At 67.4% G+C, this 15,143-nt stretch carries 12 protein-coding genes and 3 tRNA genes; 9 read left to right on the top strand and 6 right to left on the bottom strand.

Annotation, left to right across the window (positions count from 1 at the left end):
* Positions 1-261 precede the first annotated feature (261 nt).
* Together A7X97_RS20580 and A7X97_RS20575 are read right to left on the bottom strand one after the other, a co-directional pair.
* Positions 262-1,158: a M48 family metallopeptidase gene (locus A7X97_RS20580; RefSeq protein WP_065186028.1), complete on the bottom strand. Its 897-nt coding sequence runs from the start codon at positions 1,156-1,158 to the stop codon at positions 262-264.
* Between the two features lie 88 nt (positions 1,159-1,246).
* A complete protein-coding gene (locus A7X97_RS20575) occupies positions 1,247-3,139 on the bottom strand; it encodes a formylglycine-generating enzyme family protein (RefSeq protein ID WP_111008385.1) in 1,893 nt (630 codons plus the stop codon).
* An 84-nt stretch (positions 3,140-3,223) separates the two neighbouring features.
* On the opposite strand from A7X97_RS20575, the gene rnd reads away from it, so the two are divergent.
* The gene (gene rnd / locus A7X97_RS20570; protein WP_111008384.1) at positions 3,224-4,303 is read left to right on the top strand and encodes a ribonuclease D; all 1,080 of its coding nucleotides are present in this window, start codon (positions 3,224-3,226) and stop codon (positions 4,301-4,303) included.
* Between the two features lie 132 nt (positions 4,304-4,435).
* On the opposite strand, the gene A7X97_RS20565 is transcribed toward rnd, so the two are convergent.
* Positions 4,436-6,766, bottom strand: a complete 2,331-nt coding sequence (locus A7X97_RS20565; RefSeq protein WP_088496275.1) for a TonB-dependent receptor — start codon at positions 6,764-6,766, stop codon at positions 4,436-4,438.
* A 497-nt stretch (positions 6,767-7,263) separates the two neighbouring features.
* Between A7X97_RS20565 and A7X97_RS20560 the strand changes: the two genes are divergently transcribed.
* Positions 7,264-7,339 (top strand) — tRNA-Ala (locus A7X97_RS20560).
* A gap of 62 nt (positions 7,340-7,401) precedes the next feature.
* On the opposite strand, the gene A7X97_RS21980 is transcribed toward A7X97_RS20560, so the two are convergent.
* On the bottom strand, positions 7,402-7,572 hold the full coding sequence (locus tag A7X97_RS21980) for a hypothetical protein (protein ID WP_162838143.1): 171 nt from the start codon (positions 7,570-7,572) through the stop codon (positions 7,402-7,404).
* A gap of 159 nt (positions 7,573-7,731) precedes the next feature.
* Between A7X97_RS21980 and A7X97_RS20555 the strand changes: the two genes are divergently transcribed.
* Positions 7,732-8,217, top strand: coding sequence for a hypothetical protein (locus A7X97_RS20555; RefSeq protein ID WP_111008383.1), 486 nt, complete (start codon positions 7,732-7,734; stop codon positions 8,215-8,217).
* Between the two features lie 6 nt (positions 8,218-8,223).
* Here A7X97_RS20555 and A7X97_RS20550 read toward each other — a convergent pair whose 3' ends face one another.
* The gene (locus A7X97_RS20550) at positions 8,224-8,985 is read right to left on the bottom strand and encodes an SDR family oxidoreductase (RefSeq protein WP_072169139.1); all 762 of its coding nucleotides are present in this window, start codon (positions 8,983-8,985) and stop codon (positions 8,224-8,226) included.
* Between the two features lie 132 nt (positions 8,986-9,117).
* On the opposite strand from A7X97_RS20550, the gene A7X97_RS20545 reads away from it, so the two are divergent.
* Entirely contained in the window at positions 9,118-9,960 is an 843-nt protein-coding gene (locus A7X97_RS20545) for a bifunctional transcriptional activator/DNA repair enzyme AdaA (protein ID WP_072169138.1), read from the top strand.
* 44 nt (positions 9,961-10,004) lie between these two features.
* Here A7X97_RS20545 and A7X97_RS20540 read toward each other — a convergent pair whose 3' ends face one another.
* The gene (locus tag A7X97_RS20540) at positions 10,005-11,030 is read right to left on the bottom strand and encodes an NADP-dependent oxidoreductase (RefSeq protein ID WP_072169137.1); all 1,026 of its coding nucleotides are present in this window, start codon (positions 11,028-11,030) and stop codon (positions 10,005-10,007) included.
* 365 nt (positions 11,031-11,395) lie between these two features.
* Between A7X97_RS20540 and A7X97_RS20535 the strand changes: the two genes are divergently transcribed.
* The 5 genes from A7X97_RS20535 (at position 11,396) to A7X97_RS20515 (ending at position 14,804) form a co-directional block, all read left to right on the top strand.
* Positions 11,396-11,471, top strand: a tRNA-Phe gene (locus A7X97_RS20535).
* A 71-nt stretch (positions 11,472-11,542) separates the two neighbouring features.
* Positions 11,543-11,618, top strand: a tRNA-Phe gene (locus A7X97_RS20530).
* 160 nt (positions 11,619-11,778) lie between these two features.
* The gene (locus A7X97_RS20525) at positions 11,779-12,330 is read left to right on the top strand and encodes a lipocalin family protein (protein ID WP_111008382.1); all 552 of its coding nucleotides are present in this window, start codon (positions 11,779-11,781) and stop codon (positions 12,328-12,330) included.
* A gap of 142 nt (positions 12,331-12,472) precedes the next feature.
* Entirely contained in the window at positions 12,473-12,949 is a 477-nt protein-coding gene (locus A7X97_RS20520) for an LEA/WHy family protein (protein ID WP_072169136.1), read from the top strand.
* 64 nt (positions 12,950-13,013) lie between these two features.
* Complete coding sequence (locus A7X97_RS20515; protein WP_061478075.1) at positions 13,014-14,804, top strand: acyl-CoA dehydrogenase C-terminal domain-containing protein; 1,791 nt, start codon at positions 13,014-13,016, stop codon at positions 14,802-14,804.
* Positions 14,805-15,143 lie beyond the last annotated feature (339 nt).

Raw genomic sequence — 15,143 nt, 5'->3', positions numbered from 1 at the left:
CCTGCGAAAAAGCGTATCTACCCCAAGGCGCCCTCCGGGCAGGGCGCAGAAATCGTGCGAGGGGGGGGGGGGTCGGGTGGGGGGGGTGCCCGCGGCATGGATGCCGCGGCCAAGCCCCCATGGACGGGTTTACGGCGTCTCCCGCCACCGGACCCACCCCGCCATCCCACGGATAGCCAGCTTTTGCTTCGGCTGTTGCTGTTGCTGTTGCTGTTGCTCTGGCTTCGGCAGGTGCAGGGCGCAGCCCTGACGAACAACCCCCTACTTTGCCTGCTCGCAGAACTTCTGCCGGTACTCGAGCGCCTTCGGCATCAGTGCCTGCAGGTTCTGGATGCGGGTGCCCGGATTCGGGTGGGTGGAAGCGAACTCCGGCGGCGCCTGGCCGCCACTGGCCTGGCCCATGCGCTGCCACAGCGGCACCGCCTCGCGGGGATCGAAGCACGCCGCCGCGGCCAGCATCAGCCCCACTTCATCGGCCTGCGTCTCGTGGCTGCGCGCATAGGGCAGCAGATAGCCGTAGCCCATCGCCGACATCATCATCTGTTGCTGCTGCGCATCCATGCCGCTGGCGGCACCGGCCATCTGCCCGATCTGGGTCAGCTTCTGCTGCGCCATCCGCTGCGCACCATGGCGCAGCAGCGCGTGGGCGATCTCATGGCCCATCACCACCGCCATCGCATCACGCGTACGCGCCACCGGCACCAGGCCGGTGTAGACCGCCATCTTGCCGCCCGGCAGGCAGAACGCATTGGCCTGCTCGGACGGGATCACATTCACTTCCCACTGGAAATCCCGCGCGAAATGCGCCGGCTGCACGCCGTGCTCCTGTGCCAGCGCGGTCTCCACCACATCCACCTTGGCGATCAGGCGCTGCGCGATGTCGCGCACATCGCGCGCGATCGGCGCATTCGGATCCATCGGCCGTTCCTGCGCGAGGATCTGCTGGTAGGCCTGCAGACCGAGCGCGGTCTCCTGGCGCGCATCCAGGCTGCTGTCGATCATCACCTTCTCGCCGGTGTAGGGATCGACGGTGCGATTGGAGAACCAGTAGAACACCGCATAGCCCGCCGCCAGCAGCAGCACCCACCAGCGGATGTTGCCGAACAGGCCGCGTCGCTGCGGGCCTTGGGGCGAGCGGGAAAAGGGATCGTTGCGCATCGGTGGTCTTCCAGCAGACCCCGCCGGCTGGCGGGCACGGCGCAATCTTAGTGCGCGGACGCCAGCAGCGGGTGAAGCCCGATGCCGCTCAGATGCCGCGCACCAGACGGAAGCCGATGCGCGCATTGGTGGTGTCCGAATCCTGCGATTGCCGCCAGGCCGCACGAGTCTGCTCGGGCGCATTGGCCCAATTGCCGCCCCGGATCACCCGTGACCGGCAGCCCGGGTTGAACCAGGCGACACCGTCGGACGGCGCACGCCGGTAGCTGGCGTGCCAGCAGTCGGCCACCCATTCGCTCAGATTCCCGGCCATGTCGTGCAGGCCGAAAGCATTGGCCTGGAAACTGGCCACCGGCGCCGGTCCCCACCAGCCATCGCCATAGCCGATGAAAGCGTTGTGCCAGTGCCGACCCGAAGGCGAGACGTCCTTGCTGCCGGTGAAGTTGCCGCTGCCCGGCGGCGGCGTACCGGCGTCTCCCCAGGGGTAGCGGCCACTGTTCCCGGCGCGCAGCGCATATTCGAATTCGGCCTCGCTCGGCAGCCGGTAGCTGCGTCCGGTCTGCTCGGACAGCCATGCCGCGTAGTTCTCGGCATCCCGCACGCTGACATGCATCACCGGCGAGTTGCCCAGTGCGCGCGCGCCATCGTAATCCGAACGCCAGTCGACGCCGCTGCGGCGGATGAAATTGCCGCTGCGCTCGTCATAGACCACCGAGTGGCCGCGCCGGGTCGCACGTGGTCGTGCATTGGTCGACCTCACATAGCGCTCGAAATCGCCGACGGTAACCTCGGTGATCGCCATCGCGAAGCCGCGGTCAAAGCGAACGTAATGGGAGGGGCGCTCGGCGTCGGTGGAACCGGGCTCGGCATCACCCGCGCCCATCTGGAAGCCGCCATGCGGCACCACCACCATCTGCGGACCGCGCCCACCATCACGCATCGCGTCGCTGAACACCTGGCCCGGGCGGAAGCTGCCGTAATGGGTGGCCAGATCGATGCGCTCGCGCAGCTGGGCCACCACCGCATCCCCCGGCAAGGCGATGCGCAGGGCCTCGGCCAGCTTTTCGCGCGCCGGCTTCAGCCCCTGCGGCGTCGCCAGCTCGCGCAGGCCCTCATCACGCAGCTGCAGCAGCGCGGCGGCGCGGATCTGCTCGATGCGCTCAAAGGCATCGGCAATGGTCGGTGACGAGTCACGGACCTTGCTGGCTTCGGCCAGCCAGGTGCCCGCACTGGCAAAGTCGCGTACGCGCGCGGCGTCCTCGGCCCGGCGGATCAGGCCACTTTCGGCCGCCGCCAGGCCCTGCCGCGCCCGGCTGTTGTGTTCGTCCAGAGCCAGCGCTTCACGGAAGTTGCCGATCGCACCGTCACCGTCCTCACCGATCCGCCCCGACCGCAGGTCTTCCTCGCCAGCACGGTTATAGGCCACCACGCGCTGGGCGAGCTCCACCCGGCCCTGCAGCGCGCGCACCTTCTCATCCTTCGGCGCCAGGGTCAGCAGCACCAGCGCCTGGCGACTCGCCTCGGCCAGCGCCTCGCGCTGCCGCAGTGGCCGAACCAGCAGGGCATCGGCCTGCTGCTGCAGGCGCTGGCGAGAACGCTGCAGGCCGCTGCGGGCCAGGCGGTCATCCGGGTCTTCCTCCTGTACCGCCAGCCACAGCGGAACCGCCGCGTCGGCGTCCTCGTACAGGTGCCCTTCGCTGAACGCCTTTTCGGCTGCGCGACGCAGCTGGGCGACGCTGCGGCCCTGCCGGTCGACCCGTGGCGGTGTCCACCGCTGCACGTCCTCGGTGGCATCCTCACCGGCAATGGTGACGCTGCCCTGCCCGGCCCCCGGTGTCGGCTCCGCCAGTGAACCTTCCTGCGGCCGCGCGTCTTCGCCGGCAGCCGGCCCCGGCTCCGGTGTCGCCGAGGGCGACGGTGTGCAACCGGCCAGGGCCACGGCCAGAGCGGTGCACAGCACGGACGACAGCGGAAAACGCAAGCAGGATCTCCTTCGGCACGGACGCGGACCGACGTTAGGCTATTCTCCCCTGCCTGAGCAAACCCGAGTAGTAGGCCCTGACCCGTGGCAACCTGGATCACCACCCCCGCCGAGCTGGATGCGTACTTCCAGCAGCGTCCGGCCCGCATCGGCCTGGACACCGAATTCATCCGTGAACGCACGTTCTGGCCGCAGTTGGCTCTGGTGCAGATGGCGGTCGGGCAGGACATCCTGCTGATCGATCCGCTGATTCCCGGCATGACCGAGGCACTGGCGCCCTGGCTGGCCGATGAATCGATCACCAAGGTGATGCACAGCGCCAGCGAAGACCTGGTTGCCTTCAAGTGGACCTGCGGCGTGTTGCCGCGACCGCTGTTCGACACACAGATCGGCGCCTCGCTGGCCGGCATTGGTGGCGGCATGGGCTACCAGAAGCTGGTCGCGGAAATCACCGGCGTGGCGCTGGCCAAGGGCGAAACGCGCTCGGACTGGATGCGCCGTCCGCTCTCGGAGTCGCAACTGCAATACGCCGCCGACGACGTCGAGCATCTGTTCGCGCTGCATGACGCGATTGATGCCAAGCTGCAGGCGCTGGGCCGCCAGCAGTGGCTGCACGACGACGGCGAGCGCCTGCTGGCCAGCGTCGCCAATGACGAGGACCGCTGGCCGCATCTGGCGATGCGCTCAGCGCAGTTTCTCGATGCTTCCGCGCAGCGCCGCCTGCTGCGCCTGCTGCGCTGGCGTGATGTGCAGGCACGCAGCAGCGACCGCCCGCGCAGCTGGATCCTGGACAACGAACTGGCCGCCACGCTGGCACGCACGCCACCGGCCGATGCCGCCGCGCTGGCCACGCTGTTTGAACAGTTCCCGAAGGCACCGCGCAAGCTCGCCGGCGCGGTGTGGCAGGCGCTGGACACGCCGCTGGCCGATGAGGCCGAGGCACCGCTGGCATTGCCCGCCAACGACACCAACAAGCAGGCACTGAAGAGGCTGCAGGACGCCGTTGCCGAGCGCAGCCGCGAGCTGGGCCTGCCGGATGGCGTGCTGGCCTCGCGCAAGCATCTGGAAAGCTACCTGGAGCGCCGCCAATGGCCGGCCGCACTGGCCGGCTGGCGCCAGCAGGAGCTGGAGTCGCGGCTGCAGGCGCTGCTGCCGGCACGTTGAAGCGCCGAGCACGGCGCCGGATTGCGGTCCGGCTACCGTGGAAGGCCATGAAAAAGGGCGACCCGGATCACCGGGCCGCCCTTTGCATTCCAGCAGTGCGATGGCGGGAAGTCCAGCCACCGTGGCAACGCCTTACCAGTTCATGTTCAGCGAGACACCGACGGTGCGCGGTTCGTTGTAGACCGCAGCCATGTAGTTCTCGATCACACCCTTGAGGTTCTTCTCGTTGGTGATGTTGCGCGCGAACAGCGCCACTTCGTAGGCACCGTAGTTGCCCGAGTAGCCGATCTTCAGGCCGCCTTCGAAATCACCCTTGGAGTTGAACTCCTTGCTGTCGTACAGCACGAAGCTGGTGTAGCCCTGCTTGTTCCAGTCGGTGGACACGAACATGGTGCCGGCGTCGCTGACCGGGAAGTCGTAACGGGCGGCCAGGTTGACGTTGTACTTCGGCGCGTTCGGCAGCGGGTTGCCGTCGATCTGCGCGAAGGTGTTGGCACCGACCTTGATGGTCGGGTCATTCACCGTGCACACCACCTGGCCGTTGAGGCCGCAGACCTGCGCGTAGACGCGCTTGTCCCTGATCTCGCTGTGCAGCAGGCTCAGGCCGGCGCTCAGGGTCAGGTTCGGGATCGGGCGCAGCTCCATGTCCGCTTCGAAACCATAGGCCTTGGCCTTGTCGGCGTTGAACAGCACGCCGTTGCCGTCCGAATCGTTGCCGTTGAGCTGGATGTCGTTGACGGTGTAGGTGAACGCGGTGGCGTTCAAGCGCAGGCGGTTGTCCCACAGGCTGCTCTTCACGCCCGCTTCCCAGGACAGGATGGTCTCGGAATCGGCGGTGGTGAAGTCGGCATTGAACACGGCCGAGCGGCCCTGGATGGTCGGGCCGCGGAAGCCGCGGGCGACCTTGGCATAGACGCTCACGTCCGGCGTGATCTGATACATCGCGCTCAGATCCCAGCTCGGAGTGGTGTCGGACATCTTGACGTCGGTGCGGCCCTTGTAGGTGACCACGCCAGCGGCAGTGTCAGCCGTCTTCAGCAGGCGGGTGTGCTTCTCGTCCCGGGTCTGGCGCAGGCCGGCCGTGACGGTGAACTTGTCGGTGAAGGCATAGCTCAGCTGGCCGAAACCGGCCCACGAGGTGTTCTTGTTGCGCAGGCGCACCCAGTTGTTCGGGTTGCGGGCCGCGCCCTGCAGGAACCAGGCGCGCTGGTAGAAGTCGGTGGTGTCGCTGCCGTTGAAGTAGAAGGCACCGGCCTGCCACTGCAGCGCGCTGTCGTCATGGCTGGCCAGGCGGAATTCCTGGGTCCACTGGTCCAGGTCACGGATGCGGCCCATCGACTGGCCGTAGCCGTTCGGTACGCCGTTCACCGGGAAGTTCACCGCAGCGCCGCCGTCGGTGTCGCCACGGCTGTAACCGGAGGTGGTCTCGTAGGCGGTGATCGAGGTGAAGTCGATCGCGCCGAAGTCGTAGCGCGCCTTCACCGAGCCGCCGTAGGTCTTGTAGGCCTGCGGGTTGTTGTCGGCTTCGTCGTAGGCGACCTGGTCGCGCGGCACGTCGGTCTTGTTCGAGCCCTTGGTCAGCGCACCGCGCAGGAACAGGGTCGAGGTGCCTTCGTAGTCACGGGCGTGGGCCGAGGCCAGGATCGAGAACTGGTCGCTCGGGGTCAGCAGCAGCTGCGCGCGTACGTTGCGGTCATCGAAGCCGCCCATCGCGTTCTTCTTCGGGCTGACCGTGCCGTCGGCACTCGGGCCCTTGTAGGTGTTGTCGACGTAGTCATCGCGGTGCTGGTACAGCGCCGACACGCGGAACGAAGCGATGTCGTTGATCGGGCCGCCGAAGCCGCCGTCGATCGACACGCTGTTGTAGGTCGCGTAGCTGGCGTTGACCCGACCGGTGTAGTCCTGGGTCGGCTTCAGGGTGTCGAACTTGACGATGCCGGCGGTGGTGTTGCGGCCGAACAGCGAGCCCTGCGGGCCGCGCAGCACTTCCACCTGGTCCACGTCATAGACCGGGTTGGACTTCAGCACCACGTGCTCCAGCACCACATCGTCCTGGATGATCGACACCGGCTGCGAGGCACCCAGATAGAAGTCGATATTGCCCAGGCCACGGATATAGAAGCGCGGGAAGATGCGGCCGGTGGTGGTTTCCGCATACAGGCTCGGCACGCGGCCGGACAGTGCCAGCAGGGTGTCGTCGCCGCCGGCGGTGAAGTCGCGCATGCGCTCGCCCTGCACCACCCCCACCGAAACCGGCACTTCCTGCAGGTTCTGCTCACGGTGTTCGGCGGTCACGGTGATCGTGTCCAGGCCGGTCGGGGTCGGCGCGCTGTCCTGCGCGGCGGCACCGAAGCTGCCGACCAGGGCCAGGCCGGCACAGGCCAGGGCCAGCGGATGGCGGCGGAAGGAAACGAAGGAAGACGACAGACCCGACAGGCGGCGGGAATCGGAATGGGAGGGCATGGAATGCTCTGAGGAGGCGTCCGTGCGGCCTGCGCGAGCCGGGCGGCAAAAAGGGGGGAAACTGCGCAAGCGGCCATTATCCCCCAAATTGTTACGATTTCGTTGCGCGGCACCCGAACCCGGCGAAACAAGCGGTTTCGGCACAGTCCGCCGGCACCACCTTGGGGTCAGCTCCGTTCTCCCAAGGAAAACGGATCTGATCCCGAAGCTCCTGGCAGCCGGGTCAGCGCGACATCGACCCTCGCAAGTCGCCCGCGTGCGCGCTGCGAAACCAACTCTCGCCTTTACTTCTACGGCGCCGCGGCTTCGCGGAACGACTGCTCATTGCTGCCGCCCCCGGCATTGCCTTGCGCAACGCCTGGTCTCTGTCGAATTCGCCCTGCTGCGGCAGGCCCTGGCCTGAAACGGTCCGGGACGGCGGTGGATCCCGTCCCCGCCCCGTCCCGGCCGGGCGCTTGGCAAGCGCGGCGGGCGGCGCTACACTGAAAGCCTGCCGTGGGGCCATAGCTCAGCTGGGAGAGCGCGTCGTTCGCAATGACGAGGTCAGGAGTTCGATCCTCCTTGGCTCCACCACTCTTCAGGAGAACCCGCAGATCACCATGATCTGCGGGTTTTTTCTTTTAAGCGCCTCCGGCTCAGGCCGGCTCCTGGTCACCATCCTTGCGTTGCGGGCCGCGCGAGTGCGCATCGCGCACCTGTTGATCGCGCTGCCCCGGCCGCTGCTTGGCCACATCGTCCTGCTTCCTGTCCTGGCGGCTTTCCTGGATACCCTGCTTCGGGTCCTGATCCCTGCTTTGCTCGTTCATCGAAAACTCCCTCGCCGGCAGCAGGCCAACGTTGCCACCACGCTAGAGGTTGCCGGGTGAGCCGCGGGTCAGTCCCATGCCAACATCGTGTGCAGGAAGCGGCTTGCCGCCAGCGCCCCACGCGGCCAGAATCCGGGGCACCACGCTCACCTGTGTTCCATGCCCTCCCCTGCCCAGCACGCAGCTCACGCGTTGCCGATGCTCCTCAATGCGACCGACGGCAGGATCCAGCTCGGCAACCTGCCCGCATTGATCGGCCCCACCCTGTCACTGGACGAAGCGCGCGTCGCCTTTGCCCCTCTGGTGCGAGGGGAGCGCGATGTCGGCACCGGCTATCACTGGCTCAGCCTGCACCGGCTCAGCCTGGGCGGTGCGCCCGCTGGCATCAGCCTGGGCTTCCACGGGCAACGGCTCGACATGGTGACAATGAGCGTCGATCTGCCCGGTGCAACACTGGAAGACGGCTGGCCGACCCAGGCCGCGATCAATGCCGAAGTCGCTTTCATGCGGCGCACCTTGGCCACGGCACTGGGGCGCAAACTGGCAGGCGGCCACGCCCGCTTCAGCTGGGGCGAGGCCTGGGCCCGGTTCGACCCGAAGGGATTCATGGCCAGCAGCGGCATCCGCTACTCGCCTCGCGCGTGACGGCGCTCAGGTTCGGGTGATCGACACGCCTCCTTCAACGCGCATTGCGGTACCGGTAACGAAGCTGCTTTCATCGCTGGCCAGGAACAACGCCGCATTGGCGATCTCTTCCGGCTCGGCCATGCGCTTGAGTGCATGCAGCGAGCGCACGAAGTCGCGGGCATCGCCGGTCGGTGCGGCCTGCCGGCCCATTTCGGTATCGGTGCCACCGGGCAACAGCACGTTGCTGCGCACGCCGCGCGCGCCGTATTCGGCGGCAATCACCTGGCTCAGGCCTATCAAGCCGGCCTTGCTCGACGCATAGGCCGCCATGCCCGGGAAGCCGACGGTGTGGCCGACGAAGGTGCCGACAAACACCAGCGAGCCACCGCCGCGTGCCAGCAACGCCGGCAACTGGGCGCGTGCGGCGTGGAAGGCGGCATCGAGATTGGTGGCCATCACCTCGCGCCACGCATCCACCGGGAACTCTGCTGCCGGTGCACCGGGGCCGAGCATGCCGGCATTGTTGAGCGCGATGTCCAACCCACCGAATGACTGCTGGGCCAGTTCCACCAGCGCCGGTGCCGTGGCCGGATCAGCCACGTCCGCGGCATGCACCACCACCTCGCCACCGGCGGCGCGGATCTGCTCGGCCAGCACCAGCAGCGGCTGTGGGCGTCGTGCATTGAGCACCAGCTTTGCCCCTTCGGCAGCAAAGCGCAGCGCGCTGGCGCGGCCGATGCCAGCACTGGCACCGGTGATGAGGGCGATCTTGTTGTTCAGGCGCATGAGGGTGGTACCGGTTGTGGAGTGGCCACCACGATGCCGCGCCTCTCGCCTGCCGACACTCCGTTTCCGGGCCTCCCGACCCGGTGCAGGAAACGGAGTTTCCGTAGAACCGGCACGTGCCAGAATCCATCCATGGAAAGCGCCGCCACCACCGCTCCCGATGCCCGTGTCGAACGGGTCTGCCGCCATCTGCAGGCCAGCCTCGACGAGCCCTCGCTGCAGGCGTTGGCCGCCATCGCTGGCTGCAGCCCGACCCGGCTGCATCGCCTGTTCAAGCAGGCCACCGGGTTGACCCCGAAGCAGTACGCTGCAGCGCTGCGCGCCGATCGCCTGCGCAGCGGACTTCAGCAGAAGGAACGCATCACCGACGCCTTCCACGATGCCGGCTTCGGCTCCAGCGGACGCTTCTACGAGAACGCGCCGAAGCTGCTGGGCATGACGCCGAAGCAATGGCGTGCCGGTGGTCGCGGCGAAGTCATCCACTTCGCGCTTGCCGAAAGTTCGTTGGGCAGCGTGCTGGTGGCCAGCAGTGCCACCGGCGTCGTCGCGATCCTGCTCGGCGACGATCCGGAAGCGCTGCTGCAGTCACTGCAGCAGCGCTTCCGCCAGGCCGAACTGGTCGGGGCCGACAGCGGCTATGAGCAACTGGTGGCACAGGTGGTGGGCCTGGTCGAGGATCCCTCGCGAGGCGCCACGCTGCCGCTGGACATCCGCGGCACGGCGTTCCAGCAACGTGTATGGCAGGCGCTGCAGCAGATTCCGCGTGGACAGACGGCCTCATATGCGGAGATCGCCGCGCGTATCGGCGCGCCGCGATCGAGCCGCGCGGTGGCACGCGCCTGCGCAAGCAATCCGCTGGCTGTGGCGGTGCCCTGCCACCGGGTGGTGCGCCGCGACGGCGACCTGTCCGGCTATGCCTGGGGCGTGGCACGCAAGCGCGAACTGCTGCGCCGGGAAAAGGTCGCCAACGGCTGACGCGACCCGCAAGCCGCCGACCTTGTCCGGCACCGGCCAAGCCCTCAGTCCAGCTTCACCACCAGCTTGCCGAAGTTGTGCCCCAGCAGCAGCCCGAAGAACGCCTCCGGTGCATTTTCCAGCCCTTCCACTACATCCTCGCGGTACTGGATGCGGCCCTCACGCAGCCACTGCGCCATCTCGCGCTCGAAGTCCGGCCACAGGTGCTTGAAGTCGTGCACGATGAAACCGCGCACGGTCAGGCGCTGGCGCAGGATCTGGCTGAACAGCGCCGGCAGGCGGTCCGGGCCAGGCTGCGCGACACCACGATTGTTGTAGGTGGCGATGGTGCCGCACACCGGAATGCGGGCGAAGTCGTTGAGCAACGGCAGCACCGCGTCCAGTACATGGCCCCCGACGTTCTCGAAGTACACGTCGATACCCGCAGGTACCGCCGCGCGCAGCTGCTCGGCAAAATCAGCCGCGCGATGATCCAGCGCCACATCCACGCCCAGCGTTCGCAGATAGGCACGCTTGGCCTCGCCACCGGCGATGGCCACTACGCGCGCGCCCTGCAGCTTGGCCAACTGCGCCACGGTCGCGCCGACCGGCCCCGTTGCGGCGGCCACCACCAGCGTCTCTCCCGGCTGCAGGCGGGCGATTTCATGAAGGCTGGAATAGGCGGTGAAGCCCGGCATGCCATACACCCCCAGCGCCGTACTCAACGGCAGCCCGGCCGGGTCCAGGCGGCGGCCCAGCGCCTTGGCTGGCAGCACGGCGTGGGTCTGCCACCCGCCCGGCGCCAGCACCCGTTCGCCCACTGCGACCCCCTCAGCCCTGGATTGCACCACCTCGGCCACGGTCTGGCCTTCCATCACAGCCCCCACTGCCACCGGCGCGGCATACGACGGTCCCTCATCCATGCGTCCACGCATGTACGGGTCCAGTGAGAGATAGCGATTGCGCAGCAGCACCTCGCCGTCGCCCAAGGGCGGCAGCGCGGCCTGCTCCAGGCGGAAATTGGCTGCGGCGGGCGCCCCCTGCGGACGCGACGCCAGCACGATGCGGGTGGTGGTCGATGAGTCGGACATGACGACGGTCTCTGCTGTTGCCAGCATCAGGAAAGGAACGCCGACACTACGCCGCAGCGTTCCCCCATGGCGGTCACGAAAACAGCGTTCCATGTCCGGTATCGGTGCCGTCCACGCGCAGGCCGCGCCACGCCGCGTTTGTCGATCACCGTGGCCCGCTGAATTCCGCCGCACGCGATGATCACCGCGCCGCCGCGCCCGGTTGAATCGGCATCCAGCGCGCCCCCCGCTCCGCGACGGCGGATCAAGTACTTGCGCCTGCGCAGACGGCAATGTGAAGGTTTTTTGCCAAAATGCTTGCCGTAGGCGGCTGACCTCCGTAATATGCGCGTCCTTGGCAGCGACCTCGCTGCAATGAACTACGTGGCCGAGTAGCTCAGTTGGTAGAGCAGGGGATTGAAAATCCCCGTGTCGGCGGTTCGATTCCGTCCTCGGCCACCACGTTCGACAGCCTGCAGAAATGCAGGTCTTTTTTTCGGGAATCGCAGTTGATCGTGATTGCCACACAGTTTGGCCGAGTAGCTCAGTTGGTAGAGCAGGGGATTGAAAATCCCCGTGTCGGCGGTTCGATTCCGTCTTCGGCCACCATCTTTCGAGACCTGCAGAGATGCAGGTCTTTTTTTTGTCCGTGCTTCGCGCACTGCACGAATGGCGGATGCGGCGCCTGCGCACACGCCCGGTTGACGAAACATTTACACCGGCATGCGCGGCGGCACCTACGCTCCAGACTCCTGCCTGGAGCCTGACGATGCCTCTGCGCCCCGCCCTGTTCGCCTTCCTGCTGCTGGCCGCTTTCCCGGTGATCGCCACTGAACCTGTGCGCGCGGTCGAGCGCCTGGACATCGATCGCTACGCCGGCCAGTGGCACGAGATTGCGCATCTTCCGGTCTCGTTCCAGAAGCAGTGCGTGGGCGAGATCACCGCCAACTACGGACTGCGCAGCGATGGCCGCATCAGTGTCACCAACGCCTGCCGCAACGGCGACGGTGAGCGCGTGGTCGCCGAAGGCGTGGCTCGCGCGGTGGCCGGCCATCCCGGCCAGTTGCAAGTGCGCTTCGCGCCGGACTGGCTGAGCTGGGTCCCGCTGGTCTGGGCCGACTACTGGGTGCTGGCGCTGGATCCGGACTATCAGTGGGCGCTGGTCGGTGAACCGGACCGGAAGTACCTGTGGATCCTCTCGCGCCTGCCGGAAATGGATCGCGCACGCTTCGAAGCGCTGAAAGAAAAAGCCGAGGCCATGGGCTACGACCTGCGCCCGCTGCGCCTGATGGCCCCGCTTCGCGATACGCCCGCCGATTGAACCGCGTCGCAACCGCGGCGCCGCGCACGCCCGGCCACCATCTTCACGCGCTACCCTCTGCGACGGGTCGCCACAGGCGATCCAAACGACCATACGCCGTAGTATGCTTATTCAAACGCACCCCTCCAGAGGACTTGCGCCCATGCTCCACCGTTTCCGTATCGCCTTGATTGTCCTGTGCACCCTCGCCCTTGTTGCCTGCAACAACGGCATCGTCAAGCGTGTTTCGGAACCGGCGGCCAGCCTGCAGCAGCTGACCGTGCGTGCCGACGGCAACTGGACCGTGGCCCTGCGCCTGCAGAACTTCAGCTCGATGCCGATGACCTTCGATGACGTCTCGCTGGCGCTGACCGTCGGCGACAACGAAGCCGGCACCCTGCAGGCCAAGCCCGGAATCTCCATCGGCGGCACCTCCGCCGACGTCATCAATGTCGACCTCGTGCCCAGCTCGGCCGCGCGCCTGGTGGTGGCCGATGCGCTGGCCAGCAACCGCACCCTGGCCTATGGCCTGAAGGGAACGGTGGCGGCCACGCCGCAGGAGAAGAAGCAGCGCAGCTTCGACATCAGCAGCCGCAGCACCCTCAACCAGGCCCCCGGCCTGCCCGGCGTGCTGCGCTGAACCCGCCTTTCGTGGCGGCGCCCGGCGCCGCTCTCCCCTGCCCTGATCAAATCGAGACGTACCGATGAGCAGCTACACCGCCCCGCTTTCCGACCTCCGTTTCGCCCTGCACGACGTGCTCAAGGTCGAACCCCTGTTCGCCCGCCTGGGCTTCACCGACGCCACCGCCGACGTGGTCGATGCCGTGCTGGAGGAAGCCGGCCGCTTCAGCGCCACCGTGCTGGCCCCGCTCAACAGCGTCGGCGACGAGATCGGCTGCGTGCTCGACCAGGCCACCGGTGAAGTGACCACCCCGCCCGGCTTCAAGCAGGCCTACGACCAGTTCGTCGATGGCGGCTGGACCGGCCTGACCGCCTCGCCGGAGCTGGGCGGCCAGGGCCTGCCGCACACCCTGGGCGTGCCGCTGAACGAAATGATCAACGCCGCCAACCTGGCGTGGGGCAACTTCCCGCTGCTCTCGCACGGCGCGATCGAAGCATTGAAGCAGCACGGCGAGGCCTGGCAGCACGAGGCTTTCCTCAAGCCGCTGATCGAGGGCCGCTGGACCGGCACGATGTGCCTGACCGAACCGCACTGCGGTACCGACCTCGGCCTGCTAAAGACCAAGGCCGAGCCGAACGCCGATGGGAGCTATTCGATCACCGGCACCAAGATCTTCATCACCGCCGGCGAGCATGACCTGACCGGGAACATCGTGCACCTGGTGCTGGCCAAGCTGCCCGACGCTCCCCCGGGTGCCAAGGGCATCTCGCTGTTCGTCACCCCGAAGTTCAAGGTCGACCGCGACGGCAACGTCGGCGAGCGCAACGCACTGCGCTGCGGCTCGATCGAGCACAAGATGGGCATCAAGGGGTCGGTCACCTGCGTGATGAACTTCGATGGCGCGCAGGGCTACCTGGTCGGCCAGCCGCACAAGGGCCTGCAGGCGATGTTCACCATGATGAACACCGCGCGCCTGGGGGTCGGCCTGCAGGGCATCGGCCTGTCCGAGCGCGCCTACCAGAACGCGTTGAAGTACAGCCGTGAGCGCCTGCAGTCGCGCGCCCTGAGTGGTGCCAGGTTCCCTGACAAGCCGGCCGACCCGATCCTGGTCCACCCGGATGTGCGTCGCATGCTGCTGACGGTGAAGTCGCTGGTCGAAGGCAGCCGCCTGCTGGCGCTGCACGCCGCAACCCTGATCGACGTCGCCCACCATGCCGAAGATGCGGCCGAGCGCGAGCGCGCCGACACCCTGGTGAGCTTCCTGACCCCGATCTCCAAGGCCTGCCAGACCGAATGGGGCATCGAGAACACCTACAACGCCCTGCAGTGCTTCGGTGGCCACGGCTACATCCGCGAACACGGCATGGAACAGCTGGCCCGCGATGCCCGAATCACCACGCTGTATGAAGGCACCACCGGCATCCAGGCGCTGGACCTGATCGGCCGCAAGACCGCGTCCAGCCAGGGCGCCGGCCTGAAGCTGATGCTGGCCGAGATCGAAGCCTTCGCCAAGGAACACGAGGGCAACGAAGCGCTGGCCGAGTTCATTGGCCCGCTGCGCGCCAAGGCCGCCGAATGGGGCAAGCTGACGATGGATGTGCTCCAGCGCGCGGCCGGCAATCCGGACGAACTGGGCGCGGCCAGCTACGACTACCTGTTCTATTCGGGTTACGTGGTGCTGGCCTACTGGTGGGCCCGCAGCGTGGCCGCCGCCGATGCCAGCGCGCACGGCGCCGCCTTCGCCCAAGGCAAGCGCGAGACCGCGCGGTTCTACTTCGCCCGCGTGCTGCCGCGCACCCTCAGCCACGCCGCCGCGATCCAGTCCGGCGCCGCCCCGCTGATGGCGATGGACGACGAGCGATTCGGCGTCTGAGCCGGGCTGCCGCCCGGCGCCCGCGGTAGTGCCGGCCGCTGGCCGGCAACCGCAACAGCAACAGCTGCATCCCGGTGGATGGCGGGGCGGTGTGGCCTGGCAGGACACGCCGTAAACCCATCCATGGGGGCTCGATGGCGCCATCCATGGCGCCAACGGTCCTGCCACCCCACACCGCCCCGCCTCTGACAGTTCCCCGCGAACTGCCGTAGATCCACGCCACGCGTGGATGAGAACCACCGGAATCCATCTGGAGAAAAGCCCCCCTTTGTTAAGGAGGGCGCACCGACAGGTGCGGGGGATAGGAGGAATGCGCGGACCTGAATGTTGACGATTTGT

This window comes from Stenotrophomonas sepilia, assembly GCF_003244875.1.
Lineage (GTDB): Bacteria > Pseudomonadota > Gammaproteobacteria > Xanthomonadales > Xanthomonadaceae > Stenotrophomonas > Stenotrophomonas sepilia.
This window is presented reverse-complemented; position numbering and strand designations above follow the sequence as displayed.